Source organism: Haloplanus vescus (assembly GCF_900107665.1).
Taxonomy (GTDB): Archaea; Halobacteriota; Halobacteria; order Halobacteriales; family Haloferacaceae; genus Haloplanus; species Haloplanus vescus.
In genome coordinates, this window is the sequence record NZ_FNQT01000001.1 from 590,754 (window position 1) to 616,441 (window position 25,688).

Sequence of the window (25,688 nt, forward strand, 5' to 3'; positions counted from 1 at the left end):
CGTAGTACTACTTTGGGGGCAAAATTGGGCCCATTTCCACAAATACACCGATATTTGACCGTCATTCACAGCACTACAACCACAAATAAGAGTCTTTATTCGGCCAACTAGGACTACTTTGAAGTAACCGGCAATCGAGGACCACGTATGGGAGACACAGTCCCGGTGAAGACGTACGTCCCGCCCTACCAGAAGGAACGCTGGCAGGAGCACGCCGACCGACTCGGGATGAGTCAAAGCGAGTTCGTGCGAACGATGGTACAGGCCGGACGACGCGATTTCGAGATTCCCGAGCAGCCGTCCACAGAGGAACCCGCTGAAGGCGGGTCTTCGGGGCTCGAACCCCGGGTGAAAGACGCCCTGAACGTGGAAGAACACCGTTCGTGGGACGCCCTGCTCGACGAGGTGACCGACGGCGTGGAAGACCGACTCGAGGAGACGCTGAACGAACTGCAGGAGGCGAACGTCGTCCAGTACAGCGGACGCCACGGCGGCTACACCCTGACAGACGAATGAGCGACACCGTCGACGACCCCGTGGGCTACTTCCTGCAAGACATGACCTACCACGGGAAGACCGACCGCACCCGCGCCGCCTACGAGCGCGTCCTCCGGAAGTTCGAGTCGTTCCTCGCGGCCGAGCGCGGAGCGACCCCCGCCACCGCAGAGCACCGCGACTGCATGGCGTGGATTCACCGCCTCCGAGGCACCGTCGCCGAGAGCACCGTCGCCACCTACGCCGCCTACCTCCACCGATTCTACGCCTACATGACCCAAGTCGGAACCTTCGACTCCAACCCCATGACGCTCGTCGTCGAGGAGATGGACGAGCGAATCAACACCGACCCGGCGCGACGCGAAATCTCGATTCCCCAGATGCGAGAGTTCGTCACGTCGGTGGCGCATCCCCTCGACCGCGCACTCCTTCTGACGCTGCTCAAAACCGGAGTACGCGTGGGCGAACTCTGCAATCTCGACCTTCGAGACCTCTCGATTCCGGTGACGCGCGACACACTCGACGTGTCCGTCCGCCCGCAGCTCGACGGACGCGGGGACGCACTGTTCGTCGCCGCCGACCGCGCCGTCGGCGACGAAATCGACGGCGAAGAGCGGACGGCGGCGAACAAGCGCAAGCGAGCGACGGTCGTCCCCGTCGACGACGAACTCCGCCGCGCGCTGAGTCGCTGGCTGGCGATTCGTCCGGACCCCGCCCGTGCGAACCCCCTCTTCGTGAGCACGCGCGACGGGTGGGGCGAACGCGTCACGCCACACGCCGTCCACCACGTCGTCGAATCCCACGCGCGCGAACGCGGGTGGCACCGCGACGGCGGCGGCGCGGAAGAGAACGTCACACCCCACTACTTCCGGCACTTCTTCACGACCCACCTCCGGGACCGAACCGGGGACCGAGGCATTGTGAAGTACCTCCGCGGCGACGTGGCGAGCGACATCATCGACACCTACACCCACGACTGGGGTGACCGAGTGCGGATTACCTACGAAGAAAACATCTACAAATTGACGTGAGTGGCGTCGCGAGCGCGATAGATAAACTGTATTTCGCTATACGAAATCTATATTCGAATCTCGACCCCAACGTTCGGAACTAACGTCGAGAAATCACACGCCTCAGGCGTTCAGAATCGCATCGAGCAGTTTCCGCTGGGCGGCAGCGAGGTGTTCTCGGAACGTGGCACGCGACACGTCGAGTTCGCTCGCCACCTCGCCGGCGTTCGACCGCTTCGGGTGTTCGAAGTAGCCCATGTCGTAGGCCGCCCGGACGACTTCGCGCTGGCGGGCGGTGAGCCGACTCCGGTCGACGAACACGAGGTCGGTGCTGTCGCCGTCGACTTCGGTGAGTTTCCGGAGTTCGATGCCGCCGAAGCGCTCCCGGAGGTCCGAGACGATGGCCTGCACGGCGTCGAGGTCCGGGGCGTGGAAGGTGATGGCGAGCGAGCCGTCGGTGGCGTGAACGTCGGAGACGGGGTAGCCGAACGTCTCGACGCGCTCACAGACACACGGCTGTTCTCGGGACCGGCGGAAGCGATAGACGGTGTGTGAGTCGTAGGACGCGACTTCGGAGACGCCGCTCTCGGGAACCGTCGCGGAGGCGCCGACGGTGAACTCCTCGGCGATTCGCCCCTCCGAGTCCGGAATCGAAGCGCGCGAAACCGACCTGGCCGGCGTGTCGGACTCGCCCGAGACGCGCGCCACGGGGCACGTCCCAGGGTCACTCACGTTGAGGTCGATGCGCAGTCCAGACGCCATAGTGAACGGTCGCCGTTCGTCGAGCAAGGCAGTAGCCCCGAATATCTTCGCGGGGCGGGCGTCAGAAGAGGTCGGTCGAGAGGTAGCGCTCGCCGGTGTCGGGGAGGATGACGACGATCAGCTCCTCCGAAGAGACGCGGTCGGCAACCTGTGCTGCGGCGTCGACGGCGGCGCCGCCGGACATGCCGACCAGAATCCCCTCCTCCGTGGCGAGGTGGCGAGCCATATCGACGGCGTCGTCGCGAGTGACGGTCACCACGTCGTCGAGCAACTCCTGTCGGAGCACGTCGGGGACGAACCCGGCGCCGATGCCCTGAATGCCGTGCGACCCCGCGTCCTCCCCGGACAGCACGGCCGATTCGGCGGGTTCGACCGCGACGGACTGGAGGCCGTCTTTGCCCTGTTCCTCTTTGATGTACTCGGAGACGCCGGTGATGGTCCCGCCGGTGCCCACCCCGGCGACGACGATGTCCACCTCGCCGTCGGTGTCCTCCCATATCTCCGGGCCGGTCGTCTGGCGGTGAATCCACGGGTTCGCACCGTTGGCGAACTGCTGGGGGACGAAGGTGTTGTCCATCTCGTCCGCCAGCGACTGCGCGCGTTCGATGGCGCCGTCCATCCCCGCATCGGCGGGCGTCAAGACGATTTCGGCGCCGAAGGCGCCGAGGAGTTGGCGGCGTTCCTCGCTCATCGACTCGGGCATGGTGAGGATTACGTCGTTGCCCTTCGCAGCGGCGGTGAAGGCGAGGCCGATGCCGGTGTTGCCGCTCGTCGGTTCGATGATGGTGGTGTCGCTATCGAGGTGTCCCTCCTCGCGTGCGCGTTCGATTAGCGCGACCCCGACGCGGTCTTTCACCGACTGGTTCGGGTTGAACGATTCGAGCTTTCCGACAACGTTCTCGGCCACCGAACTGAGTCGGACCAGCGGCGTCTGGCCGATGAGTTCGGTGCTATCGGCTGCGACGTGCATCGGTTTACAGTCGGTGCGAGGAACCTTCCGAATCGGCCCACGGAACCGTGGGTGTTCAAACCCTACGACTGTCGGTCAATCGACGTACAGCGAGACGAGGATGACGGCGAACCCGAGCGTCGTACAGAGGCTCTCAACGACGAGCGCCAGATGGTGGTCGAGCGGTAGCAGTTGGTCGACGATGCCGGCGAGGAGCGCGCCGAGCGTGATGGTGCCGAACCCGAGCGCCAGCGCTCGGAGCGAGTCCGACCCGGTTCGCCGAGAGGCCTTGAACGCGTAGAACGTGATGGACCCTCCGAGAGCGAGGGTCAGCGTCTTGAGGGCGACGACGACTGTCGTCGCGTTCATGTCTCGCTACGCACGTCCGACCAGAGTTCGACCAGCTGTTCGTCCGGCGACTGCGACCGGCGCTCGATATCGAGGTCAATGGTGCGGTCCTCGTCGAGTTCGATGCGGACCGCATCGAAGTTGCGCGTGTATCTCGTGGTGTGTTGCCCGTTCGACCGGACTTCGATCTGTTCGTCGACCAGCGACGCGTCGCTGAGGAGGTCGAGCTTGCGGTACATCGTCGACTCCGGGATGTCACAGGCCTCGGAGAGTTCGGCCGCCGTCATCGGGCGTTCGAGATGCTCGATGATCGTGTGACACGCGGTGTCGTCGAGTGCGTCCAGTACGTCCTGGAGGTCGGGTGGGTCCGGGGCGAACGGGTCACCCATGGCTTCCTCGCGAGAGCGGTCGGAGTGAGAGACGTTGATAGTCATGGTCTTGTAGCGTGTGCGTTCGGCGCGTCATAGTGGCGTGCGGGAGCGATGCATCTCATGGATGCGTCGATTCGATGGTCGCCTCGTCGGCGTTCTCGACGAACTGCTTGACGATTTTGCCTTCCGCGCGGTGCAGCGTCTCGCTACACGTCGATTTGGCGAAATCCAACTCGTCCGCGAGTTCCGTGAGCGAACAGCCTCGCGGCGTGTCGTAGTACTCGTGTTCGACGGCGGCGGTCACGAGTCGCAGCTGCCGGTCGGTCAGCAGTTGCTCGGGTTCGATGCGCTGGTGTACCTCGTTGACCGTGAACGGGATGTCGAACGCCTCGAGTTGCTCGCCGAGTTCGGACAGTCGATGCTGCGGGGCGGTGAGCTCCCACTCGGCTTCGCCGTCCTCGATGGTGAACGGCATCGTGAGCGGGACGCCCGACCCCTGTACCGGGAAGAGGAGCAGGGGCATCGTCGTCTCGAACTGGACGAGCACCGTGTCCTCGTACCGCTGTAACACCTCGAGTTCGGTCACCGAGTCGCTGGACTGGATGTCGGCGACGACGTCCTGTAGGTCCGGGGCAGTGATTTCGGTGAGTCCCACGCCGGCGTCGTCGTCCGCGAGCGCCGCCAGGATGCGAATGCTCGCGTCCGGGTAGCGTCGGGAGACGTCACCGATCCATACTCCCTCCGGAATCGTGACGGTGAGGTTGGCTTGGGGCATCGGTGTTCAGTCGAATATATTCGACTCGTCCCCCAATCGCTGGCCCCGAACATGTTCACGTAGGGAGACAGAAGACCCACCCGAACACCATCGGGAGAATCTGTTTATATTATCGCTCCGAGGTGTAGCGTATGAGCGCCAGTACCGCTGACGACGTTCAGGAACTCGACGCTCGCGAAATCGAGGGGGAACCGTTCAGCGACATCCAAGACGCGCTCCGAACGCTGCCGGCGGGCGAGACGCTCGTCCTCGTCAACAGTTTCGAACCCGAACCGCTGTACGACGTGCTCGAACAGCGGGGATTCGAGTACGAGACGACGCAGGTGGCAGCGGACGAGTGGCGCGTGTCGATTACCCACGCGTGAACATGTTCGGAGAAACTGGCAGGGGACGATAACGACGAGGGAAACGTGCATGCCAGGACCGACCATCGACGTCCGTGAACTGCCACCCTCGCAGCGCCATCCGAAGATTCACAACGCGTTTGACGACCTGGAGAGCGGTGAGGAGCTGACGCTAATCAACGACCACGACCCGAAACCGCTGTTCTACGAGATGCAGGCCGAAGTCGACGCGTTCGACCCCGAAGGCTACAACGTCGAACGACAGCACGAAGACAAGTTCGTCGCAACGTTCCCCAAGAAGTAGCTGCGAATCGCCCGCCGGCGTCACACTGCCATGCGGTCGCCGGTCGCGACTGCTGCCACTCGCGTCGCCACTCCTTTCGCCTGCCGAACTCGCCCCGGGAGCCCCGCGCGTGACTCGTAGTTCGCACACAGATGGATTCCCGGAGGCGTCGCCACGTCGTCGAGGGCGTCCCACGACGTGTCGTAGGCGGGCATCACGTTCGGGCGCCGGCGCACGGTCAACGCGCGGGCGTCGACGCCCGTCATCTCGCGGAACTCGCTCTCCGCGAGACGGCGGAGGGTCGCGGTGGATTCGTCGAGCAAGTCCGGATACCGCGACCCACCCAGATAACAGGTGTAGACGCCGTCGCGTCCGAACAGACTCGCGTTGTACGTGACTCCGAGCGTCCGGTAGTCCTCGTCGTACTGGACCTGATGGCCCGCCCCGTCGAGTGTCGCCTCCGCGGCGAGGTGAACGACGACCAGCGAGTTGTACGTCAGCTGGGCCAGCGCCTGCGCCGTCTCGGGCGCGACGCTGTCGAGGAGGCCGGCGGTGGTCGCGGCGGGCGTCGTCAGAATCACCGTCGACACCGGGACCGACCGAGACGGCGTCTCCAGTCGGAACCCCTCGGCCGCGTCGCGAACCGCTTCGACCGGCGTGTCGAGGTGGACCCGGTCCCGGTGGGCCGCGTAGAGTGCCTCGGGGAGCGTCTGCATGCCGTCGTCGAACGTGACGGCCGGCGGCAGGTCCGCCCCGCGGAGCGCCGCCTTCGCGGCCGCGACGAGGAGGCTCCCGGACACGTCGTGGGCGTCGAGCGCGCGCCCGAAGGAGTGTTTCACCCGCATCTCGTCGGGGTGAGAGGCGTAGACGCCGGCGTAGAGCGGGCCAACGAGATACTGCGCGGCCTCGCGCCCGAGCGTGCGCGTCAGAAACGTCTCTATCGTCTCCTGGTCGCGTGGCGGCCCCGTCAACGGTTCCGCCAACAGGCGGAGTTTGCCCCGCCACGAGAGGAGGTCCGTCTCGACGGCCTCCCGGGGCGTGAACGGGACGCGGCGGCGCGCGCCGTCCCGATACACGTACAGGGGGCCGTCGTCGGCCTCGCGGAGTTCGTCGCGCAGGCCCAGCGAGTCGACCAGCGAGTCGAGCGGCGGCGAGAGCCGGGTTCGCTGCGGGCCGAAATCGAGGACGCGCCCCTCGACGCGACGACTGTCGATGACGCCGCCGGGTTCGGACGCGGCGTCGAAGACGACGCTCTCGACGCCCTCTGCCGAGAGGTAGTGCTGCAGCGCCAAGCCCGTGATGCCGCCGCCGACGATGCCGACTGTCATAGCTGACGATTCGTGAGGACGCAGGTGTAGTTCGCGCCGAAGATGTTCTCGTCGGGGCGCCGACACCACAGAGAAAGACACCCCACCGACAGGGACCCGAACACGTTCGGGGGCGTTCCCAGCGTTCCGGATTTTGCGCGACGATATACGTAGGTCTCGGTATGACTGCCAAGTGGAGGCAAGCATGAACGAGCACTATTCGCGTCGGCGCTTTCTAGCGCTTACAGGCGCAGCGAGCGGGGTCGCACTTGCCGGCTGTTCGTCGGGGTCCGGCGGCGGCAGCGGAGGCGGTGGCGGTTCCGAGGCCACTGAGACCGGCGATTCCGGCGGCGGTTCCGGGAGCGGTGGCTCCGGGTCGTGGACCGAGACCAGCACGGTCGAAATGACGGACGAACTGGCGTTCGCGCCCAAGCAGATCCAGGTGTCCGCGGGGACGACCGTCACCTGGGAGAACGTCGGCGCCGTCGCACACTCGGTGACGGCCTACGAGGGCGAGATTCCCGACGGGGCGACGTACTTCGCGTCCGGTGGCGCCGAGAGCGAGCAGGCAGCCAACGACGCCTACCCCGACCAAGGGTCCATCGCACAGGGCGAAACGTACGAACACACGTTCGAGACGACCGGCACCTACGAGTACTACTGCATCCCGCACGAGATGAGCGGGATGGTCGGCTCCATCAAGGTGGTTTGATATGACCAACACGCCATCCGACTCGGACGACGACGTGCTCGACCCCGACGCACTGGTCGAGCGACACGAGAAAGAACTCCAAGACCTCCTCGCGGAGGTCGACGAGCCGACGCCGAGCGACGACTCCCCGTCCCTGAACCTCGCCGGTCTCGAACTCGACCGGCGTGACTTCATGAAAGCGGGCGCAGCGACCGGTGTGATGTCCGGGCTCGCGGGCTGTACCGGGAGCCTGATGAACGGCGGTCAGAGCGGGTCCAACCAGCAGTCCTCGGGCGGGTCGACGCCGGAGCACTTGGTCGAACCCGGCGAACACGACGAGTACTACGGCTTCTGGTCCGGCGGTCAGTCCGGCGAAATCCGCGTCATGGGCATCCCGTCGATGCGCGTCCTGATGCGCATCCCCGTGTTCAACAAGGACGCTTCGCGGGGCTACGGGTACGACGACGAAACCCGGCAGATGCTGGAGGACGCCGGCGACTACACGTGGGGCGACAACCACCACCCGGTGCTCTCCGAGACGGACGGCGACTACGACGGCGAGTACCTCTGGGTGAACGACAAGGCGAACGGGCGACTCGCCCGCGTGAACCTCACGTACTTCGAGACGGACGCCATCACCGACGTGCCGAACATGCAGGCCATCCACGGGTGTACCGTCCAGAGTCCCGACACGAAGTACATCTTCGGCAACGGCGAGTTCCGGACGCCGCTCCCGAATGACGGTCGTGACGTGCACTCGCCCGAGAACTACGAGTCGCTGTTCGCGGCCATCAACCCCGAGACGATGGAGACGGAGTGGCAGGTGAAAGTCGACGGCAACCTCGACATCGTCGACACCGACAAGGACGGCCGCTGGGCCATCTCCTCGGCGTACAACTCCGAGGAGGCCGTCGAAGTCTCGGGGATGACCCACGACGACCGCGACTACGTGAAGGCCTTCGACGTGCCGGCCATCGAGCAAGCCGTCGAGAACGGCAACTACGAGGAGGTCAACGGCGTCCCCATCGTCGACGGGACCCAAGAGAGCTCCCTCAATCAGGGCGACAACCCCATCGTGCGATACATCCCGACGCCGAAGAGCCCCCACTGTGTCGAAGTGGAGCCAAACGGCGATTACGCGATGGTCGCCGGCAAGCTGTCGCCGACGGTCACCATGCTGGATATCGACGCGCTCGACGAGTCCAGCGACCCCGAGGACGTCGTCGCCGGCCGTCCGAAGGTCGGTCTCGGCCCGCTTCACACGACTTTCGACGGCAACGGCCACGCGTACACCTCGCTGTTCATCGACTCGCAGGCGGTCAAGTGGGACATCGAGGCCGCCGTCGAGGCGGAGAACAACTCGACGGAGCCGATCCTCGAGAAGCAGGACGTCCACTACAACCCCGGCCACATTCAGGCCGTGGAGGCGATGACGACGGACCCAGACGGCGAGTGGCTCGTCTCGCTGAACAAGCTCTCCAAGGATCGGTTCCTGCCGGTCGGCCCCATTCACCCGGACAACGACCAGCTCATCCACATCGGGCAGGGCGAGAAGGAGATGGAGTTGGTCGCGGATCACCCGGCGTATCCGGAGCCACACGACTGCGTCTTCGCGCACAAGGACAAACTCGACCCGGCGACGACGTGGGACAAGTCCGACTACCGGACCGACAAGGAGTTCGTCACCCAGCAGAACTCCGGCGTCGAGCGCACGGGCGAGCAGTCCGTGGACGTGAAGATGTCGTCGATGCGCTCCGAGTACGGCCTCAGCGAGTTCACCGTCAAGGAGGGCGACGAAGTCACGCTCACGGTGACGAACATCGAGGGCGTCCGTGACATCATCCACGGACTGGCCATCCCCGAGTACGACATCCACCTCGCCATCGCGCCCCAGGACACCCAGAAAGTCACGTTCACCGCGGACAAGCCTGGCGTGTACTGGTTCTACTGCACGTACTTCTGCAGCGCACTCCACCTCGAGATGCGCTCGCGGATGATCGTGGAGCCACGCGATGGCTGAGCGGTATGTCGTCGATTGCCGACCCAGCCACTGACCCCGACTGACGTCGGCGTCGACGGCCCCAGCAGTCACGCGGGGTGTGCAAGCGGCCCGCGTGGCTGACACTGGGGTTCGTCGGACGGACCCCGGCGCGAGGTGACACCATGAGCTACGAACTCCCACCCAAGTCAGCGTTCTTGGAGCTCCGTCGCGGGCTCCCACTGGTAGCGGCGGTGCTGTTCGTCGCGGCGCTACTCTTCCCGATGTGGTCCATCGAGGTCCACGCGGTCCAGTACCCGAGCACGACGCTCAACTTACACCTGTACGCGTATCCGCGCATCTCGGGTGATTACGCCGAGATGGCGAATCTGAACAAGTACATCGGCTTCTACTACCCGGACCCGGTGTACTGGCAGCCCAACTACGAACCACACGAGTACGCCGTCAACGTGCCCGAGTGGTCGTTCGGCCCGTTGGCGTTCGTCGTGGTGTCGGCGTGTAGTGCTTTCGTCGCGCTGGCGCCCAGCACCCGAAAGCTCAAACGCGGACTCTTCGCCCAACTCGCCGGGACGGCGGCGGTGTTCGGCGTGATGCTCGCGGACATCCAGTACCGACTCTACCAGGCCGGCCACCACCTCGACCCCGGCGCGCCCGTGATGGGTGTGGAGGGGTTCACGCCGCCGCTCTGGGGGACGTACAAGGTAGCGAACATCACGAGCTACTCCCGGTTCGGCGTCGGGGCGTACATGGCCATGCTCGCGGTGGGACTGTTGGTCGTGGCGTTCTACTACCGCGACAGCACCGCGACGGCCGGCGACGTGGCCCGCGGAATCGCGGCGCGTCTCGGACAGCGCGAACGGACGGCATCCGTCGACGAAGCGGGAGGGAGGTAGCCATGCCCGGACGGTTCGAGCGCGGATTCGCCGTCGCAACGGTCGTACTCCTCGTGACGAGCGTCGGCGCCGCCGTCGCGGCACCGAGTGCGCCAGTCGAGGAGACCGACCGAATCGCGTTCGACGCCTCGGTACCGGCAGAGTACGACTTCGCCGCGCCGCCGAGCGACGGGTACGCGACGGTCGGGGGCGACCGCTACGACACGCTCGCGTCGGCACTCGACGCCGCCGCGCCCGGTGACACCATCCGGGTCGTCGGCGAGGTGTCGGGGCCGGTGACCGTCGAGACGCGGGGCGTCAGCATCGTCGGCGCGTCGCCGAGCGAAGCGGTCGTCTCCGGCGACGGCGAGGGGACGGTGCTGACGGTGAACGCCTCCGACGTGACGGTGCGGCACGTCTGGGTGCGGAACGCGGGCTACAGCACCGCCGACAACGACGCCGCGGTGTGGCTCAACGGCGCGAACGCCACCGTCGACGGCGTCCGCGTCACCAACACGACGTTCGGCGTCTGGGTCAACGGCGCCACGTCCGCGACGATTCGTGACACGACCATCGTCGGCCGGGAGTCCATCAGTCGCCTCTCGAACCGCGGGAACGGCATCCAGCTCTGGGAGGCCCACGACGCCGTCCTCGAGAACAACTCCATCACGGACGTCCGCGACGGCATCTACTTCTCGTGGAGTTCCGACGTGGTGGCCCGGAACAACACGATGTGGGACCTCCGCTACGGCGTCCACTACATGTACTCCGACGACTGTCGACTCGCCAACAACACGGCGTTCGACAACGACGTAGGATACGCGCTGATGCTCTCGGACCGCCTCGAAGTCGTCAACAACACGGCGGTGAACAACACCGGCAGTAGCGGCCACGGGATTCTGGTCAAGAGCGTCGACCACACCCGCATCGCCGGAAACGACCTCGTCGGGAACGAGAATGGACTGTTCGTCTACAACTCCCTCGACAACACGATTGCGCACAACCTCGTGCTCGAAAACGACGTTGGTGTCCACCTCACCGGGGGGAGCGTCCGCGAACGCGGCTACGGCAACTCGTTCATCCGCAACGACGAAGCGATGAAGGCCGTCATCGGCGAACAGGTCGCCTGGAACGACAGCGAGCGTGGCAACTACTGGTCGGACGCCAACGCGGTCGACGTGGACCACGACGGCGTCAGCGACGTTCGGTTCCAGGCCGACGGCGCACTCGACCGCCTCACGCGACAGCAGCCGGCAGCGTCCGTCTTCGCGTCGAGTCCCGCCTTCGACGCCGTGCGTCTGGGGATACAGTCCGTCCCCCTCATCGAGACGCCGGGCGTCGTCGACCACCACCCGCTGGTCAGCCCCCCACACGAGAACTGGAGGCGTTACTATGAGTGAAATCGAACTTCAGGACGTCGAGAAACGATACGGCAGCGTCACCGCCTTGAACGGCGTCTCTCTGTCGGTCGACCGCGGCGAGACCGTCGGCCTCATCGGCTGTAACGGCGCTGGCAAGACGACGCTGTTCAAGATGCTCGTCGGCCACGAGACGCCCGATGCCGGCACGGTGTCGGTCGGCGGACTCACGCCCGACGCCGGGGCCACGCTCCGAGAGCGGGTCGGCTACCTGCCCGAGAGCGCGGGGTTTCCCCCGTCGTTCACGGGGCGTGAAGTGCTAACTTTCCACGCCGAAATCCGCGGCCTCCCGGCCGACGAGCGAGAGCACCGCGTCGAACGCGTGCTTCACACGGTGGGACTGGACGAGGCCGCGGACCGCCCCGTCGGCGGCTACTCGAACGGCATGAACCGACGGCTCGGCCTCGCAACGACGCTCGTCGGCGACCCCGACGTGCTGTTGCTCGACGAGCCGACCGCCGCCCTCGACCCGGTTGGCGTCAGCAACTTCCACGACATCATCGAGGCGCTCGCCGAGGAGACGGACATCACCATCCTCGTCACGTCACACGTGCTCTCGGAAATCGAGCGCCTCTGTGACCGCGTGGTGATTCTGGACGACGGGAGTGTCCGCGTCGCGGGCGACGTGACCGACCTCCGGCGGACGACCGGCGACGCCGTCACCGTGACCGCGACTGTCGAGGACGACGCCGCGACCGTCGCCGAACGCGTGGCGTCGTGGGACGGCGTGACGACTGCGACCGCAGACCCGCCCCGACTCCGCCTCGACTGTGACCGCGACCGGGTGTTCGACGTCCTCGACCGACTCCGGGACGCGACGGCCGTCGTCGACGTGGAGATATCCGAACCGGGCCTCGACGCCGTGTTCCGCGACGCCGTCACCGCGAGTCGTGGCGTCGCCCTCTCGACGGGAGGTGAGCGCGATGACTGACGAGACGCCGACGACCGACGGCGGCGCGACTGCCACCCAAGCGGACTCGGTCGCGGAGATGCAGACGGCGACGGCGACCGAGACGGGCACGAAGTCCATCGTCGCGTCCGCGCGTGACGTGACTCGGGTCGCGGCCCGCGAGTACCGACTGGCGGTTCGGCGGCGGTGGTTGCTGGGCACGGCCGTCCTGTTCGCGCTGTTCTCCACGGCGCTCGTGTTCCTCGGTGGCTCGAACGTCGGCCCCGCGCGCGCCTCGGCGGTGCTCGCGAGCTTCGCGCAACTCGGCGTCTACCTCGTTCCGCTGGCCGCGCTTGCGGCCGGCTTCGACACCATCGTCGGCGCCGACGAGAGCGGGTCGCTGGAGATGCTCCTCACGCTCCCGCTGTCGAACACCGCCGTCATCGTCGGGACGTATCTCGGCCGCGCGGCGGCGCTGACCGGCGGGATTCTCATCGGACTGGCGCTCGGCGGCGCGGCGTTCGTCCGCCTCGCTGGCGCGGGCGTGCTGGGCGCGTACGCCGGCGTCGCCCTCATCACCGTCGGCGCCGCCCTCGCCTTCCTCGGGGTCAGCGTCCTCGCCTCGACGCTCGCGCGGGAGAAGACCCACGCCCTCGGCGCCGCCCTCGCCGCGTGGGTGTGGTTCGTCCTCGTCCACGACCTGCTGGCGTTGGGCCTCGTCGCCGCCTTCGACCTGCCCCAGTCGGTCGTCGCGGCCGCCGTCCTCGCCAACCCCGGCGACATCTTCCGAGTGCTCGTGCTTCGGAGCGTGTCGGCGACGGCGGGTGGCTTCACGAGCGTCCTCACCACGACGGGACTCACGGCGCCCGTCCTCGTCGCCGCGCTCGTCGCCTGGATAGTCCTGCCCGTCGCGGGGGCCGTCGTCGCCTTCCGCCGGCGGTCCATCTAGGCGAACACGTTCGGCCGAACGCTCACTCCCGGCGGCGACGAAGGGTCGACGGAATGTCGGAACTTACGACGCTCGACGACCTGACGGCAACGCCGCACGCGGAGATATTCGAGGCGCACCGCCCGCGCGCCGTTCGACTCCAACTCGACGCCGACGAACACGTTCCGGACCACACCCACCCCGGGACGGACATCGTCCTCCATCTCGTCTCCGGCCATCTCGAACTGTCGCTGGACGGGGAGACGCTGGAGGTGACGGCCGGCGAACTCGTCCAGTTCAGCGGCGAGCGCGAAATCTCGCCGCGCGCGATAGAGCCGAGCACCGCCGTCGTCGTCTTCGCACCCACCGAAGAGTGACGACGAAGCGGGGGCGCCGACCACCCCCTCACAGTACCCTTATTATCGGGTAGACTGACGTGTGACTGGGATGGTCTGCAAGGTCGATACGCTCTTGGAACGCTACGCGTTGCCCATCCACGACCCGGCGTACGACTCGGTCGACGAGTATCTGGTCGCACGCTGGACGGGGCGAGACGGTCACAATGCCGAGGGCTACAAGCCACTCACCGAGTGGTTCAACAAGCAGGTGCTCCGGCGACGCTACGACGCCCACGGGCGCGACGTGACGAGCGTCCACCTCGACCGGGAGTACGAACTCGTCACGGGCGACGCGAGCGCGGAACGCGAGGAACTGGCCGCCGACCTGGCGGCGGATGGCCTCGACATCGACCGCCTCGCCGACGAACTGGTGTCGTGGAGCACGATGCGCCACCACCTCAAAGACTGTCTCGACGCCACGAAAGAGCCAGCCACGGCGTCGACCGACTGGCAGACCAACACCGTCGAAATGGCGACGACACAGGCCGCCGAGAAGACTCGGTCGGTGCTGTCGTCGCTGGCGTCCACGGGACGCCTGCCCGACGCCGAGGGGGCTGACGTGGACGTACAGGTAGAGCTTCGCTGTCCGGACTGTTCGGCGAGCGCGTCGTTCCAGACGGCGGTCGAACGCGGGTACGTCTGCGAGACACACGCCGAAGAGACGAATCGGGAACGCGTCAGCGAACGGTCCGCCGCCGCCCTGTTCGGGGTATTCGAGGGGTCGCGGGCGCTACTCAACGGCCCGTATCTCGCCGACGTACTGGCAGTCGTTGGGCTCTGACGAGGAACGGTCTACCGGACCGTCAGATGCCCGACCATGCCGTTGTGCGCGTGCAGCACGCAGACGTAGGAGTAGTCGCCCGCCGTCTCGAAGGTGTGCGTGTAGCGCGACCCGGTCGGGTCGACTGCCTCGTTGTTGCCGGACGGATGACTGCCGAATGGCTCCGCGCCGTCCGGGAGCACGGCCTTCGAGCTGTGTTCGGGGTGACAACAGACGTTGTGCCCAGAGGATTTGAACACCCACTCGACCGTGTCGCCCTTCGAGAGTCGAACTCGTGTCGGAACGAAATTGAGGTAGTTCCCATCGGGACCGACTTCGATGGTTACGTCCGCCTCCGGGGAAGGGGTGGCCGTCGCCGTCGACGTGGACGTGGGCTCCGGCGTCCCCGTCGCCGTCGCGGTGCTTCCGTCGCCACTACTTCCATCGTCGCTACTTTCGCCGCCACTCCCACCACTCGAACAACCGGCGAGTACGACGCCCGCGAACGTCGCCGCGAACTGTCGTCGACTCACGAACCGAGTTGGCTTGCGTGACATCGGTCACCCGTTTCCAACTCCATTATATAAGGCTGCTGAAATAGTGACAAGGACTTATGGGTTGTTACAATATATCCTCGAAATCGCACGATTTCGAGTATGTTTTCGGGGCATCGATGGAGTAGAGCGTGCCAAAACCAGCTTTCAGGCGCTCGAAATGTACTCCGTACGTTGCCGATGCTCGCGAGAACAATTATAGTAATCTAACTGATGATATTCTACCACGCGTTCGAGGGCGCTACTCCCGGTCGGTCCAGAAGTCGAAAGAGCGTCCCGGAGCGAACACGTCGAGGCCGACGGCGCGTTCCTCGCCCGTGTTCTCGACGCGGTGGGGTTCGCCGGATTCCAGCAGGACGGAGTCGTAGGGGCCGAGCGTCACCGCGTCGTCTTCGGTGTAGACGGTCATCTCGCCCTGTAACACCAGGCAGACCTGTTCGTTCTCGTGGTCGTGCATCGGCGAGGAGTGCCCAGGCGGTTTCTCGAACCACTCGAAGGAGAACTGGTCGCTCCCGGCCAGCGACACGCGGCGCCAGCCCTCGTCCGGTTCGTACGTCTCGGCGTCGTCGAAGGAGACGGGTCGCATGAGCGGTGGTTCGGATGCCGACTCGAAAGAGTTGGTGAATCCGGCCGACAGTATAAGTCGCGGCCGCCGCGTGTTGGGGTATGAACTGGAGACGGCGGAGGGTGTCGCCGTGACGGTGCAGTTGCCGAGCGAAATCGTCGTCGAGCGATTCCTGCCGACGGTCCGGTCGATGCTGGCCGCGGAACTCGAAGCGCGTGGCTTCGCACAGCGAGCCATCGCGGACCGACTCGGCGTGTCGCAGGCCGCGGTGAGCCAGTATCTCTCGGACGAGCGACGTGACGAGGAGCGGTTCGTCGACGACCCGCGACTGCAGGCGACGGTCGAACGCATCGCCGAGGGGTTCGAGAATGAGACGATGGACGACTACGAAGCCCTCGCCGAACTGCTGGAACTCGTGCGCGCCTTCGAGGACCGCGGCCCCATCTGTGCGATTCACGAGGAGGAGATGCCCGCGCTGGAGGGGATGGGCTGTGACCTGTGCGTTCGGGGACGCGACCAGGCCATGCAGGCCGAACGCGACGTGTTGGCGAACGTCAGACGAGCGGTTCGGCAGTTCTCGAACGCGCCGGCCGTCGCCGACCACGTCCCGAACGTCGGGACGAACGTGGCGATGGCGCTCCCATCGCCGGGCAACGAGACCGAGGTAGCGGCCGTTCCGGGACGCATCCACGCGATGCGCGGCGGCCTCAATGTCCCGGCGAACCCCGAGTTCGGCGCGTCACACCACGTCGCGACGACGCTTCTGGCGGCCACCGCGGCCGACGAGACGGTCCGCGGCGCGGTCAACCTCGCGACCAGCGACGCCCTGCTGGCTGCCGTGCCGGACTCCCTCACTGTCGCCAACTTCGACCCCGAGTACGAGGGGCGGCGCCAGCGACTCGACGACCTGTTCGAGACGGGCGTCCCGCAAGTGCTCTATCACGAGGGCGCGTTCGGCATCGAACCGATTACGTACGTCCTCGGGACGAGTGCCGTCGACGCTGTCGAGCGAGCTATCGCCATTCTCGACCGAATCGGCTGATACGGATTATCGTAGCTGTGCTCTGGTGGTTCGCCGGCCCGTCTCGGCGAGCCACCGGCGACGATTTACAATAAACCGTACTCGCGGCCACCGACCGGTAAACTAAATGTCATCGGAGCCGATAGATGTTACATTCAGATGGGGGAACAGATTCGGGTACTGGTGGTCGACGACGAGGCCGTCGCGAGTGACCTCGAACGCGCCGCCGATGGCTTCGTCGTGACGGCCGAGCCCGAGCCACGGGCGGCGCTCGACCGCCTCGAATCGGCGCCGATAGATTGCCTCGTGAGCGAGTACGACGTGGCGGACAGCGACGGACTGGACTTCCTTCGAACCGTCAGAGAGCGGGACGCTAACCTCCCGTTCGTCCTCTTCACCGACGACGGAAACGAGGCTGTCGCGAGCGAGGCGTTCGCCGCGGGGGCGACCGACTACGTCCGAAAGGGGGTGACGGAGCCGTACGCGGTACTGGCGGAACGGGTCGAATCGGCCGTCGCCGAGCGCCGGACGGACGAACACGCGACCCACATCGACCACCTCGAGACGGTGGCCAGTGATGTGATGCGGACGCTCGTCCGGACCGACGACGCGACGGCCGCCGAGCGAGCGGTCTGTGAACGCTTGAGCACCGTCGAGCGATACGCGTGGATCGCCATCGGAACCCTCGAAGACGGGGAGGTGAGCGCCCGCACCGTCGTCGCCGACGACCCAGACGACTTCTCCCTCGATTCGATTCCCGCCGTCCGAACGGCGCTGATAGACGGCACGCCCGCAGTCGAGACGGACGGTGGCGACGCGGTCCGCGGCGGCTCGACAGTCGCGGCGATGCCGCTGACACGGGACTCGACACGGTACGGGGCGCTCGTCGTCGGGGCGCCGGAGAGCGACGAAATCACCCCGGCCGAGCGCGACGTGCTCGAAACGCTGAGCGACGACGTGGCCAACACGCTCCACCGACTTGACGTTCGGGCGGACTTGCGCGAGTCCGAGGCCAAGTATCGACGACTCGTCGAGCAGAACCTCGTCGGCGTCTACGTCATCCAGGACGACGAGTTCGTCTACGTCAACCCTCGCCTCGCGGCCATGTTCGGCTACACACAGGCGGAGTTACTCGACGTGAATCCGATCGAGCTCGTAGTCGAGGACGACCGAGAGACGTTCCGACGGAACGTGCGACGACGCGAGTCCGGCGAGGTCGACGACCTGCGGTACACGCTCCGCGGACGGCGGCGCGACGGGTCGCGCATCGAGTTCGAGGTCCACGGCGGCCGAATCGACTACCGCGGCGAGCCGGCGATTATGGGCACACTCCTCGATGTCACGGAACAGAAACGGTACGAGCGGGAACTCGAACGGTCGCGGGCCGAGTACCGGGAACTGTTCGAGGGGCTTCCGGAAGCCGTCTTCCTCAGGCAAGGGGGCGAGCCGTTCCGCGTCGTCAACGACGCGGCGGTGGAGCGGTTGGGCTACTCGCGGGAGGAACTGTTGTCGCTTCGGCCGCCGGACATCGACCCGAATCTGAGCGCGGCGGTCGAATCGGAACGGCTGGCGAGGCTCGATAGCGACACGATTACGCGCTTCGAGACGACTCACGAGACGAAATCGGGCGAACACATCCCCGTCGAGGTCAGCGCCACCTGCGTCCCGTACCGGGGTGAGACAGCGATTCTCTCGACGGCGCGCGAGGTGAGCGAGCGCGTCGAACACGAACGCGAACTTCGGCGACAGAACGAACGGCTCGAAGAGCTGGCGAGCGTCGTCAGCCACGACCTCCGCAACCCGCTGAACGTCGCCGCGGGCCATCTCGAACTCGCGAGCGAGGAGTGTGAATCGGCCCACGTCGACGTCGCCACGAACGCGCTCGACCGCATGAGCGGGCTAATCGACGACCTGTTGACGCTCACCAGCGGCGACGATGACCGCCATCCAGTCGACCTCGGGACGCTCGTCGAGGAGTGCTGGGCCAACGTCGCGACGGGTAACGCCCGACTCGAACACGATATCGACTGCACGATTCGGGCGAGCGAGAGCCAGCTTGCGCAGGTGTTCGAGAATCTGTTTCGGAATAGCGTGGAGCACGGCTCCACGAACAGCCGGACGGAGTCCGGCGATAGTGTGGAGCACGGCCCGACGAACGATACACAGTCTTCGGCGCCCGACTCACACGTCGTCACCGTCGGGGCGTTCGACGACGGTTTCTACGTCGCCGACGACGGCGTGGGAATTCCGGTCGAGGACCGGACGCGGGTCTTCGAATCGGGGTACTCGACCAACGAGAACGGCACCGGACTCGGACTCACCATCGTTCGCGACGTGGTCGAAACTCACGGCTGGGAGATTGCGGTCGGCGACAGCGAGGACGGCGGCGCCCGCTTCGACATCACGGGCGTCGAGCGAATCGAGTAATCAGGCGCTGTCGTACGCGTCGCCGTAGTCGCCGCCGTAGCGGATGAAGAAGTACGCGAGCGCGAGGATGGACATCATCCCCGTCGTCAGCGCGATGACGAGTGACTTGGCGCTATCGGGGACGGCCGGGCCGCCACCACCGCCGCCACCGCCACCTTCGCCACCACCGCCGCCGTCGGATTCGGGTATCTCGCCGACGACGACGACGCCTTTCATCCCCAGTCCCCGGTGGGGCTGGCAGTAGTACTTGACGACGCCTTCGGAGTCGAAGGTCTGTTCGAAGGTGAACCCTGCTTCTGCGGTGAGTTCACTCTCGAAGTCGCCGCCTTCCTCGGCGACGACGTTGTGCTGACCGCCCTCGCCCGTCCACTCCCAGACGACCGTCGTCCCGGGGTCGACCTGGACGGCCGGCGGGTCGAACGCGAACGCGCCGCCGTTGCCCTCTGCGCCGACAGAGACGGTCACTTCGTCCTGTCCGGTCGCGTCGGCGACCTCGCTGTAGTTGCCAACGTCGCTCATCCAGCCGCCGAACGACGCCTGCGCTGTGGCGGTGCCGGCGGCAGCCGCCGTCACGGCCGTGCCCGCGACGGTCGTCAGAAACCCGCGTCGCGTGGCGGAACGATGGCTTCCCATACCGAGGGGTTGGGTGCCATCCTACGAAAACCTGACTATCCACCGCGCGGCGAGAATACCCCCACGCTTACGGGGGCGTCGAACCGATGGACAGACAAGATGTCGAAACGACTGCTCGTCCCCGTCGACGGATCGGATCCCGCAAACACCGCACTGGAATTCGCGCTCGAAGAGTATCCCGACGCGCACCTGACGGTCCTGTCTATCATCGACCCGACCGACATGGGCTACGGCTCTATCGAGGCCGCACCGAGCACGTTCGAACGACTGCAAGAGTCCGCCGAGGAGCGGACGGAATCGATTCTCGCTGACGCACGCGAGCGCGCAGAGAGCGCTGGCGTCGAGGTGGAGACGGAGACGATGATTGGCATGCCCTCACGAGCCATTGTGGAGTGGGCGGAGAACAACGACGTGGACGCCATCGTTATCGGCAGTCACGGGCGCGAAGGTGTGACACGCGTGCTCCTCGGGAGCGTCGCAGAAACAGTCGTCCGTCGGTCGCCGGTGCCGGTGACCGTCGTCCGCTAATCGCCTTCGGTCGAATCGACCGACCCGCCGTTGGGGAGTTCGCGGAACGCGACGGCGAAATCGGAGTCGTCGAACTCTTCGACTGCGCTGTCGAGGTCACGCTCGATAGCGTCGAGGCGGCGAATCAGGTCGGCGTACTCCTCGCTCTCCTCGAGTTCGTGTGGTGTCTTCGCCGATTCGAGGGTGACCTTCTTCTCGACGAGGCGGAACTTCTCCTGTAACTGGTCGTCGTACGTGCTCCGGACGACCATGCGCTCAACGGTTTCGACGAGTTCCGGCTGGTCGACGGGCTTGATGAGGTAGTCGTCGATACCCATGTCGACGATGTCGAACCCGGGGTCGACGGCCGTCACCATGACGATGCGAACGTCGAAGCCCCGCTTCTCGACTTCCTCGACGACTTCGTCGCCGGACAGACCGGGCATCCGGCGGTCGAGCAACATGACGTCAATGGTCTCGTCGAGCTTTTCGAGAGCCTCTGTTCCGTCGTAGGCCGTGCGCGCCTCGGCGAACTCGTCGACCCAGTACGCGTACAGATCGGCCAGCGACTGCTCGTCGTCGACGATGAGCACCGTCGCGTCTGAGAGCGTGGTCGTCATTGTCTGGCTCCTTGGTCGCAGGTGGCGCGCGGGGAATCGACAGCCATCGAAATCGGCAGAGGGCCGACCCACCGCACCGCCCCAGAACCGACATCTCGCCGGCTCAGCTTCGACTGTTGGAACCCACTCGCTGTATATGAAACTGTTGGCCGAATTCTCGGGCGTGATACAGGTCGTCGGATTGACGCCCCGATACGGGCGTCTGTCCGGGATGCACTAGGCATCGAGGACGGTCGGGCGAACCCAGATGACGAATTCGCCCTCGCGCTTTATGACGCCGTGGACCGCGTCGTCGTCGACAGGAGAGGGTTCGACGTCCTCCCGGTCGACCTCCACGACCTGTTCTACCTCGTCGACAATCCACCCCACCGCCTTCCCGCCGATGGTGTGGTCCTGGTCGAAGACGACGATACGCTGTCGAGCACCGTCGTTGTCGATGCCGAACACGGACTTGGGGTCGACGATGGTCGTCGTCTTCCCGCGAAGGTCCATCACGCCCTCGACATGTCGGGGCGCGTTGGGCACGACCGTGAGGTCGTTCACGTCGACGATTTCGGCGACGTGTGCGATGTCGACCGCGTACGTCTCCGAGCCGAGTTCGAACTCCAGCAACTGGACGGTTCGAGCGCGAGACGCCGTTTTGCTCATCGGTCCCCCCGTTCGACGTAGATCCATATCTGCCGCCCGTCGCGTGGCTGCATACCTGTCCTATCGACAAATCTCCGGTTAAGCGTACTGGTCGGATTATCCGTTCTGATAACCGTGCCGGTGTATTTATTTCGACGCTACGGGAACGGACGAGCAACGTATGCACGGACGAATCCCCCCCGGAACCGACGGATTGCTCCAGACCGTCGCGACGCCGCGGGCGCGATGCGGAACGAGTGGGGCGGGGCGTCGATGACCGGAGCAACGCCTCGGGCCGTCGTCGTCGACGACTCGCATTTCATGCGGACGATGCTCTCCGACATGCTCGACGACGGCGGCGTCGACGTCGTCGCGACAGCCGCCGACGGGGCCGAGGCGGTGACGGCCGTCCTCGAACACGAACCCGACGTGGTGACGATGGACCTCGAGATGCCCGACGTCGACGGGCTAGAGGCCGTCGAGCGCATCATGGCGGAGCGTCCGACGCCGATTCTCATGCTGAGCGCGCACACGGCCGACGGCGCCGATGTGACGTTCGAGGCCCTCGACGCCGGCGCGGTCGATTTCTTCACCAAACCCGGTGGAGAGGTCAGCACGCAGATGTCGAGCAAAGAGACGCAACTGGTCCAGAAGGTGAAAGCCGTCGCCGGCGCCGACGTAGACGGCGGCCACGCGAGCAGTCGGTCGTCGAGCGAGCGACCCAGTGAGCGCCCGACACGGACCGACAGCGAGTACGAGGGCGCGACGGTGCTCATCGCCTCCTCGACTGGCGGGCCGACGGTCGTCGAACGCGTCGTCGGGGCGCTCCCCCGCGACGCCGACTTCCGAATCATCGTCGTCCAGCACATGCCCGACGCGTTCACGGAACGGTTCGCCGACCGCCTCGACGCGGCGAGCGAGTACGACGTGCGCGAAGCGTCCGACGGCGACCGAATCGGCGGCGGTGAAGCGCTCGTCGCCCCCGGTGGCAGTCATCTCGTCGTCGCCGGCGCCGGCGGCGACCGACTCCGCGTGAAACTGACCGAGGACCCGCCGGAACACGGCGTCCGTCCGGCCGCCGACGTGACGATGCAGTCGGCCGCGGAGACGGTCGACGGCCCCCTCGTCGGCGTCGTCCTCACTGGAATGGGTGCGGACGGCGCGGAGGGCGCCCGCGCGATTCGAGACGCCGGCGGTCACGTCATCGCCCAAGACGAGGCGTCGTCGGCGGTGTTCGGGATGCCGAAGCGAGCGATAGAACTCGGGGCGGTCGACGACGTGCTGGCCGGCGACGACGTGCCGGACGGCATCCTCGACGCGACCCGGATTGAGGTGAACGCATGACTGACGAGTACGTCCAAGCATTCGTCCACGAGAGCGAAGAGCAACTGACCGACCTCAACAACTCCCTGTTGGCGCTGGAGTCGGACCCCGACGACCAGGAAGCCATGGACGACATCTTCCGGACGGCGCACACCCTGAAGGGGAACTTCGGGGCGATGGGGTACGACGACGCCAGCGACCTCGCACACGCCCTCGAGGACCTCCTCGACGAGGTCCGGGAGGGCGAGATGACGGTAACACCCGAGGTGATGGACCTCGTGTTCGCGGGCGTCGACCGCCTCGAACTCGCCGTCGAATCCATCGACGACGACGGCACCGTCGACGTGGAGACCGAGGACCTGGAGGACGACATTCGCACCGTCATCGAAGACGGGGGCGCCGGTGGCGACGAGACGAGCGCAGGAGGCGACGAGACGAGCGCAGGAGGCGACGAGGATGACGACACAGCGGACGAGACGACCGACCAAGTCGACACCTTCGAGGTCACCGTCGAAATCGGCGACTCGGAGATGAAAGGCGTCGACGGGATGCTCGTCCTCGAAGCCATCCGCGAGGAGAGCGACCTCGTCGATTCGACGCCCGACCCCGAGGCCATCGAGGACGGCGAGTACGACGACGGCTTCGACGTCGTCGTCGCGTCGACGACCGAAGACGAACTCCGAACGACGCTCGACCGCGTGTCCGCCATCGACGACGCGACCCTGTCGCAAGCGGGCGAAGACGACGAAACGAGCGAGCGCACGGACGACGCGGAACCCACCGTCGACGACGAGACGGACGCGGAATCGGCCGACGCGGACACTGAGGAGTCGACCGAGAGCACGAGCAACGGCTCGTCACGCGATATCAGTTCCGTCCGGGTCGACGTCGACCAGCTCGACGACCTGCACGGACTGGTCGAACAGCTCGTCACCAGTCGCATCAAGCTCCGTCGCGCCGTCGACGACGGCGACGTGGGCGGCGCGAGCGACACGCTCGGCGAACTCGACAAGATCACCGGGAATCTCCAGAACACGGTGATGGACATGCGGCTGATTCCGATGCGGAAGGTCATCAGCAAGTTCCCGCGACTGGTGCGTGACCTCGCCCGCGAGCAGGAGAAAGATATCGACTTCCGGATGGAGGGGCAGGATATCGAACTCGACCGGACCATCCTGACCGAAATCAGCGATCCGCTGATGCACATCCTGCGGAACGCGGTCGACCACGGCATCGAACCGCCCGCTGAGCGCGAAGCGGCCGGCAAGGACCCGGAGGGGACCATCGAACTCCGCGCGGACCGGGAGCGCGACCACGTCACCATCACCGTCGAGGACGACGGCCGCGGCCTCGACGTGGACGAACTCCGGGAGAAGGCCCTCGAAAAGGGCGTCCGCTCTCAGGCGGAACTCGAATCGATGGAGGACTCGGAAGTGTACGACCTGGTCTTCCATCCGGGCTTTTCCACCGCCGACGAGGTGACCGACGTGAGCGGTCGCGGCGTCGGGATGGACGTCGTCCACAGCACGGTCAAACAGCTCGACGGCTCCGTGAACGTCGAGAGCGAGCACGGCGAAGGAACGACCGTCACCCTCCGACTCCCGGTGACCGTCGCCATCGTCAAGGTGCTGTTCGTCGAAGTGGGTGACGAGGAGTACGGCGTGCCCATCAAGAACATCGACGAAGTGAGCCGCCTGCCCGACATCGAGACGATAAACGAGGAGCCGATGATAGAGCACGACGACGAAATCTACCCCGTCGTCGACCTCGCGTCGGAGCTCGACGTGCCCGGCGAGACGGCCAACGGCGACGGGATGGTGCTCCGAATCCGCAAGTCCGAGCGCCGGGCCGCACTCCGCTGTGACACGGTGAACAAACAGGAAGAGGTCGTCGTCAAACCGCTCGAAGGGGTCCTGAGCGGGATTCCCGGACTCAGTGGGACGGCGGTGCTCGGCGACGGGAACATCGTGCCAATCCTGGATGTCGTGACGCTATGAGCTCCGACTCGTCCGAGACCGACGCGGCGTTCGACGCCCTGCTCGACCACCTGGAGAGCCACCTCGACTTCGAGTCCTCGTACTACAACGAGTCGTATCTGGACCGCCGCATCTCGGCGCGGATGCGCCGCTGTGACGCCGAGACGTACGACGAGTATCTCGATGTCGTGCGCTCGGACCCCGAGGAACCCGAGGCGCTCCTCGATTCACTGAGCATCAACGTGACCAGCTTCTACCGCAATCCGGAGGCGTGGGAGCCGATTCGGGACGCGCTCCGCGAGCTGACGGACGGGCGCGGGCGAACGACGGTGTGGAGTGCGCCTTGCTCGGACGGGCGCGAACCCTACTCGCTGGCGATGCTCGCCCTCGACGACGACGAGATTCGGACGCGTGGCCTCGAAATCGTGGGCACCGACATCAACGCCGACGTGCTAGAGCGCGCCCGCGACGGCGTCTACGAGACGACGACGACCCGCGACGTGGCGTCCGAACTCGAACCGCTCGACGACGCCGAACGCTACGTCGAACGCGACGGCGACACGTTCGCCGTCCGCTCGGAGGTCAAAGACCTGGTGCGGTTCGAACAGCACGACCTGATCGCCGATGAGCCGAAAGGCGACGTGGACCTCGCGCTCTGTCGGAACCTGCTCATCTACATCAACACGGCGTCGAAGCGGGCCGTCGTCGACACCGTGCTCTCCTCGCTCCGCGAGGGCGGCTATCTGGTCATCGGCATGACCGAGACGCTGCCGCGCGAGAGTCGAGACGCGATCGAGACGGTAGACAAGCGACGGCGGGTGTACCGTCGAACGTAA

29 protein-coding genes are annotated in these 25,688 nt (G+C 65.9%); 18 read left to right on the forward strand and 11 right to left on the reverse strand.

What is annotated here, in order from left to right:
* Window positions 1-147: 147 nt before the first annotated feature.
* Both BLU18_RS03145 and BLU18_RS03150 read left to right on the forward strand, forming a co-directional pair.
* Window positions 148-516, forward strand: coding sequence for a DUF5805 domain-containing protein (locus tag BLU18_RS03145; protein ID WP_092631349.1), 369 nt, complete (start codon window positions 148-150; stop codon window positions 514-516).
* Window positions 513-1,526 carry a tyrosine-type recombinase/integrase gene (locus BLU18_RS03150; RefSeq protein WP_092631352.1) on the forward strand — a complete coding sequence of 338 codons (1,014 nt, stop codon included), beginning with the start codon at window positions 513-515 and terminating at the stop codon, window positions 1,524-1,526. The genes BLU18_RS03145 and BLU18_RS03150 overlap by 4 nt, the downstream gene beginning before the upstream one ends.
* Before the next feature lie 102 nt (window positions 1,527-1,628).
* Here BLU18_RS03150 and BLU18_RS03155 read toward each other — a convergent pair whose 3' ends face one another.
* The 5 genes from BLU18_RS03155 to BLU18_RS03175 form a co-directional block, all read right to left on the reverse strand.
* Window positions 1,629-2,267, reverse strand: a complete 639-nt coding sequence (locus BLU18_RS03155) for a helix-turn-helix domain-containing protein (protein ID WP_092633590.1) — start codon at window positions 2,265-2,267, stop codon at window positions 1,629-1,631.
* 61 nt (window positions 2,268-2,328) lie between these two features.
* Window positions 2,329-3,237: a cysteine synthase A gene (cysK, locus tag BLU18_RS03160; RefSeq protein ID WP_092631355.1), complete on the reverse strand. Its 909-nt coding sequence runs from the start codon at window positions 3,235-3,237 to the stop codon at window positions 2,329-2,331.
* A 75-nt stretch (window positions 3,238-3,312) separates the two neighbouring features.
* Window positions 3,313-3,585 carry a DUF7521 family protein gene (locus tag BLU18_RS03165; protein ID WP_092631358.1) on the reverse strand — a complete coding sequence of 91 codons (273 nt, stop codon included), beginning with the start codon at window positions 3,583-3,585 and terminating at the stop codon, window positions 3,313-3,315.
* Window positions 3,582-3,998, reverse strand: a complete 417-nt coding sequence (locus BLU18_RS03170) for a winged helix-turn-helix domain-containing protein (protein ID WP_394327315.1) — start codon at window positions 3,996-3,998, stop codon at window positions 3,582-3,584. Before BLU18_RS03170 ends, BLU18_RS03165 begins: the two co-directional genes overlap by 4 nt.
* A 55-nt stretch (window positions 3,999-4,053) precedes the next feature.
* Window positions 4,054-4,710, reverse strand: a complete 657-nt coding sequence (locus BLU18_RS03175; protein WP_092631361.1) for a helix-turn-helix domain-containing protein — start codon at window positions 4,708-4,710, stop codon at window positions 4,054-4,056.
* A 131-nt stretch (window positions 4,711-4,841) separates the two neighbouring features.
* Between BLU18_RS03175 and BLU18_RS03180 the strand changes: the two genes are divergently transcribed.
* Together BLU18_RS03180 and BLU18_RS03185 are read left to right on the forward strand one after the other, a co-directional pair.
* Entirely contained in the window at window positions 4,842-5,075 is a 234-nt protein-coding gene (locus tag BLU18_RS03180; protein ID WP_092631364.1) for a DUF2249 domain-containing protein, read from the forward strand.
* A 49-nt stretch (window positions 5,076-5,124) separates the two neighbouring features.
* A complete protein-coding gene (locus BLU18_RS03185; RefSeq protein WP_092631367.1) occupies window positions 5,125-5,358 on the forward strand; it encodes a DUF2249 domain-containing protein in 234 nt (77 codons plus the stop codon).
* Window positions 5,359-5,378: 20 nt separating this feature from the next.
* Here the strand turns inward: BLU18_RS03185 and hemG are convergent, their stop codons facing one another.
* Complete coding sequence (gene hemG / locus BLU18_RS03190; protein WP_092631369.1) at window positions 5,379-6,665, reverse strand: protoporphyrinogen oxidase; 1,287 nt, start codon at window positions 6,663-6,665, stop codon at window positions 5,379-5,381.
* A gap of 184 nt (window positions 6,666-6,849) precedes the next feature.
* Between hemG and BLU18_RS03195 the strand changes: the two genes are divergently transcribed.
* The 8 genes from BLU18_RS03195 to rdfA all read left to right on the forward strand — a co-directional run bounded on the left by BLU18_RS03195 (window position 6,850) and on the right by rdfA (window position 14,620).
* A complete protein-coding gene (locus BLU18_RS03195; protein WP_092633594.1) occupies window positions 6,850-7,356 on the forward strand; it encodes a plastocyanin/azurin family copper-binding protein in 507 nt (168 codons plus the stop codon).
* Between the two features lies 1 nt (window position 7,357).
* Complete coding sequence (gene nosZ / locus BLU18_RS03200; RefSeq protein WP_092631372.1) at window positions 7,358-9,355, forward strand: TAT-dependent nitrous-oxide reductase; 1,998 nt, start codon at window positions 7,358-7,360, stop codon at window positions 9,353-9,355.
* Window positions 9,356-9,498: 143 nt separating this feature from the next.
* Complete coding sequence (locus BLU18_RS03205; RefSeq protein ID WP_245697863.1) at window positions 9,499-10,227, forward strand: hypothetical protein; 729 nt, start codon at window positions 9,499-9,501, stop codon at window positions 10,225-10,227.
* Window positions 10,228-10,229: 2 nt separating this feature from the next.
* Window positions 10,230-11,606 carry a nitrous oxide reductase family maturation protein NosD gene (gene nosD / locus BLU18_RS03210; RefSeq protein ID WP_092631375.1) on the forward strand — a complete coding sequence of 459 codons (1,377 nt, stop codon included), beginning with the start codon at window positions 10,230-10,232 and terminating at the stop codon, window positions 11,604-11,606.
* Complete coding sequence (locus BLU18_RS03215; protein ID WP_092631378.1) at window positions 11,599-12,555, forward strand: ABC transporter ATP-binding protein; 957 nt, start codon at window positions 11,599-11,601, stop codon at window positions 12,553-12,555. The genes nosD and BLU18_RS03215 overlap by 8 nt, the downstream gene beginning before the upstream one ends.
* A complete protein-coding gene (locus tag BLU18_RS03220) occupies window positions 12,548-13,462 on the forward strand; it encodes an ABC transporter permease (RefSeq protein WP_092631381.1) in 915 nt (304 codons plus the stop codon). Before BLU18_RS03215 ends, BLU18_RS03220 begins: the two co-directional genes overlap by 8 nt.
* A 53-nt stretch (window positions 13,463-13,515) precedes the next feature.
* On the forward strand, window positions 13,516-13,818 hold the full coding sequence (locus BLU18_RS03225; protein WP_092631384.1) for a cupin domain-containing protein: 303 nt from the start codon (window positions 13,516-13,518) through the stop codon (window positions 13,816-13,818).
* A gap of 70 nt (window positions 13,819-13,888) precedes the next feature.
* Entirely contained in the window at window positions 13,889-14,620 is a 732-nt protein-coding gene (gene rdfA, locus BLU18_RS03230; protein WP_092631386.1) for a rod-determining factor RdfA, read from the forward strand.
* Between the two features lie 11 nt (window positions 14,621-14,631).
* On the opposite strand, the gene BLU18_RS03235 is transcribed toward rdfA, so the two are convergent.
* Window positions 14,632-15,156 (reverse strand): plastocyanin/azurin family copper-binding protein, encoded by a 525-nt coding sequence (locus BLU18_RS03235; RefSeq protein WP_092631389.1) that lies wholly within the window; start codon window positions 15,154-15,156, stop codon window positions 14,632-14,634.
* A 238-nt stretch (window positions 15,157-15,394) separates the two neighbouring features.
* Window positions 15,395-15,739: a cupin domain-containing protein gene (locus tag BLU18_RS03240; RefSeq protein WP_092631392.1), complete on the reverse strand. Its 345-nt coding sequence runs from the start codon at window positions 15,737-15,739 to the stop codon at window positions 15,395-15,397.
* A gap of 109 nt (window positions 15,740-15,848) precedes the next feature.
* On the opposite strand from BLU18_RS03240, the gene BLU18_RS03245 reads away from it, so the two are divergent.
* Together BLU18_RS03245 and BLU18_RS03250 are read left to right on the forward strand one after the other, a co-directional pair.
* Window positions 15,849-16,760, forward strand: a complete 912-nt coding sequence (locus BLU18_RS03245) for a thiamine-phosphate synthase family protein (protein WP_176791203.1) — start codon at window positions 15,849-15,851, stop codon at window positions 16,758-16,760.
* 138 nt (window positions 16,761-16,898) lie between these two features.
* Window positions 16,899-19,166 (forward strand): PAS domain S-box protein, encoded by a 2,268-nt coding sequence (locus BLU18_RS03250; protein ID WP_092631398.1) that lies wholly within the window; start codon window positions 16,899-16,901, stop codon window positions 19,164-19,166.
* Here the strand turns inward: BLU18_RS03250 and BLU18_RS03255 are convergent, their stop codons facing one another.
* A complete protein-coding gene (locus tag BLU18_RS03255) occupies window positions 19,167-19,799 on the reverse strand; it encodes a halocyanin domain-containing protein (protein ID WP_092631401.1) in 633 nt (210 codons plus the stop codon).
* Between the two features lie 99 nt (window positions 19,800-19,898).
* On the opposite strand from BLU18_RS03255, the gene BLU18_RS03260 reads away from it, so the two are divergent.
* The gene (locus BLU18_RS03260) at window positions 19,899-20,327 is read left to right on the forward strand and encodes a universal stress protein (RefSeq protein ID WP_092631404.1); all 429 of its coding nucleotides are present in this window, start codon (window positions 19,899-19,901) and stop codon (window positions 20,325-20,327) included.
* Here BLU18_RS03260 and BLU18_RS03265 read toward each other — a convergent pair.
* Together BLU18_RS03265 and BLU18_RS03270 are read right to left on the reverse strand one after the other, a co-directional pair.
* Entirely contained in the window at window positions 20,324-20,926 is a 603-nt protein-coding gene (locus BLU18_RS03265; protein ID WP_092631407.1) for a response regulator transcription factor, read from the reverse strand. The two genes, BLU18_RS03260 and BLU18_RS03265, sit on opposite strands and share 4 nt — an antisense overlap.
* A gap of 216 nt (window positions 20,927-21,142) precedes the next feature.
* The gene (locus BLU18_RS03270) at window positions 21,143-21,574 is read right to left on the reverse strand and encodes a chemotaxis protein CheW (RefSeq protein ID WP_092631410.1); all 432 of its coding nucleotides are present in this window, start codon (window positions 21,572-21,574) and stop codon (window positions 21,143-21,145) included.
* A gap of 252 nt (window positions 21,575-21,826) precedes the next feature.
* On the opposite strand from BLU18_RS03270, the gene BLU18_RS03275 reads away from it, so the two are divergent.
* The 3 genes from BLU18_RS03275 to BLU18_RS03285 are packed head-to-tail and all read left to right on the forward strand — an operon-like array spanning window position 21,827 to window position 25,688.
* Window positions 21,827-22,897 (forward strand): protein-glutamate methylesterase/protein-glutamine glutaminase, encoded by a 1,071-nt coding sequence (locus tag BLU18_RS03275; protein ID WP_092633596.1) that lies wholly within the window; start codon window positions 21,827-21,829, stop codon window positions 22,895-22,897.
* Complete coding sequence (gene cheA / locus BLU18_RS03280) at window positions 22,894-24,873, forward strand: chemotaxis protein CheA (RefSeq protein WP_092631414.1); 1,980 nt, start codon at window positions 22,894-22,896, stop codon at window positions 24,871-24,873. Before BLU18_RS03275 ends, cheA begins: the two co-directional genes overlap by 4 nt.
* The gene (locus BLU18_RS03285; protein WP_092631418.1) at window positions 24,870-25,688 is read left to right on the forward strand and encodes a CheR family methyltransferase; all 819 of its coding nucleotides are present in this window, start codon (window positions 24,870-24,872) and stop codon (window positions 25,686-25,688) included. Before cheA ends, BLU18_RS03285 begins: the two co-directional genes overlap by 4 nt.

Coding starts and splice junctions, on each gene's coding strand:
- BLU18_RS03270 (WP_092631410.1), bottom strand. CDS start 21,574: ATGAGCAAAACGGCGTCTCGCGCTCGAACCGTCCAGTTGCTGGAGTTC.
- BLU18_RS03145 (WP_092631349.1), top strand. CDS start 148: ATGGGAGACACAGTCCCGGTGAAGACGTACGTCCCGCCCTACCAGAAG.
- BLU18_RS03165 (WP_092631358.1), bottom strand. CDS start 3,585: ATGAACGCGACGACAGTCGTCGTCGCCCTCAAGACGCTGACCCTCGCT.
- BLU18_RS03205 (WP_245697863.1), top strand. CDS start 9,499: ATGAGCTACGAACTCCCACCCAAGTCAGCGTTCTTGGAGCTCCGTCGC.
- BLU18_RS03180 (WP_092631364.1), top strand. CDS start 4,842: ATGAGCGCCAGTACCGCTGACGACGTTCAGGAACTCGACGCTCGCGAA.
- BLU18_RS03240 (WP_092631392.1), bottom strand. CDS start 15,739: ATGCGACCCGTCTCCTTCGACGACGCCGAGACGTACGAACCGGACGAG.
- BLU18_RS03155 (WP_092633590.1), bottom strand. CDS start 2,267: ATGGCGTCTGGACTGCGCATCGACCTCAACGTGAGTGACCCTGGGACG.
- BLU18_RS03260 (WP_092631404.1), top strand. CDS start 19,899: ATGTCGAAACGACTGCTCGTCCCCGTCGACGGATCGGATCCCGCAAAC.
- nosD (WP_092631375.1), top strand. CDS start 10,230: ATGCCCGGACGGTTCGAGCGCGGATTCGCCGTCGCAACGGTCGTACTC.
- BLU18_RS03225 (WP_092631384.1), top strand. CDS start 13,516: ATGTCGGAACTTACGACGCTCGACGACCTGACGGCAACGCCGCACGCG.
- BLU18_RS03215 (WP_092631378.1), top strand. CDS start 11,599: ATGAGTGAAATCGAACTTCAGGACGTCGAGAAACGATACGGCAGCGTC.
- BLU18_RS03170 (WP_394327315.1), bottom strand. CDS start 3,998: ATGACTATCAACGTCTCTCACTCCGACCGCTCTCGCGAGGAAGCCATG.
- BLU18_RS03185 (WP_092631367.1), top strand. CDS start 5,125: ATGCCAGGACCGACCATCGACGTCCGTGAACTGCCACCCTCGCAGCGC.
- BLU18_RS03255 (WP_092631401.1), bottom strand. CDS start 19,799: ATGGGAAGCCATCGTTCCGCCACGCGACGCGGGTTTCTGACGACCGTC.
- rdfA (WP_092631386.1), top strand. CDS start 13,889: ATGGTCTGCAAGGTCGATACGCTCTTGGAACGCTACGCGTTGCCCATC.
- BLU18_RS03220 (WP_092631381.1), top strand. CDS start 12,548: ATGACTGACGAGACGCCGACGACCGACGGCGGCGCGACTGCCACCCAA.
- cysK (WP_092631355.1), bottom strand. CDS start 3,237: ATGCACGTCGCAGCCGATAGCACCGAACTCATCGGCCAGACGCCGCTG.
- BLU18_RS03285 (WP_092631418.1), top strand. CDS start 24,870: ATGAGCTCCGACTCGTCCGAGACCGACGCGGCGTTCGACGCCCTGCTC.
- BLU18_RS03175 (WP_092631361.1), bottom strand. CDS start 4,710: ATGCCCCAAGCCAACCTCACCGTCACGATTCCGGAGGGAGTATGGATC.
- BLU18_RS03275 (WP_092633596.1), top strand. CDS start 21,827: ATGACCGGAGCAACGCCTCGGGCCGTCGTCGTCGACGACTCGCATTTC.
- nosZ (WP_092631372.1), top strand. CDS start 7,358: ATGACCAACACGCCATCCGACTCGGACGACGACGTGCTCGACCCCGAC.
- cheA (WP_092631414.1), top strand. CDS start 22,894: ATGACTGACGAGTACGTCCAAGCATTCGTCCACGAGAGCGAAGAGCAA.
- BLU18_RS03195 (WP_092633594.1), top strand. CDS start 6,850: ATGAACGAGCACTATTCGCGTCGGCGCTTTCTAGCGCTTACAGGCGCA.
- BLU18_RS03250 (WP_092631398.1), top strand. CDS start 16,899: ATGGGGGAACAGATTCGGGTACTGGTGGTCGACGACGAGGCCGTCGCG.
- BLU18_RS03265 (WP_092631407.1), bottom strand. CDS start 20,926: ATGACGACCACGCTCTCAGACGCGACGGTGCTCATCGTCGACGACGAG.
- hemG (WP_092631369.1), bottom strand. CDS start 6,665: ATGACAGTCGGCATCGTCGGCGGCGGCATCACGGGCTTGGCGCTGCAG.
- BLU18_RS03150 (WP_092631352.1), top strand. CDS start 513: ATGAGCGACACCGTCGACGACCCCGTGGGCTACTTCCTGCAAGACATG.
- BLU18_RS03235 (WP_092631389.1), bottom strand. CDS start 15,156: ATGTCACGCAAGCCAACTCGGTTCGTGAGTCGACGACAGTTCGCGGCG.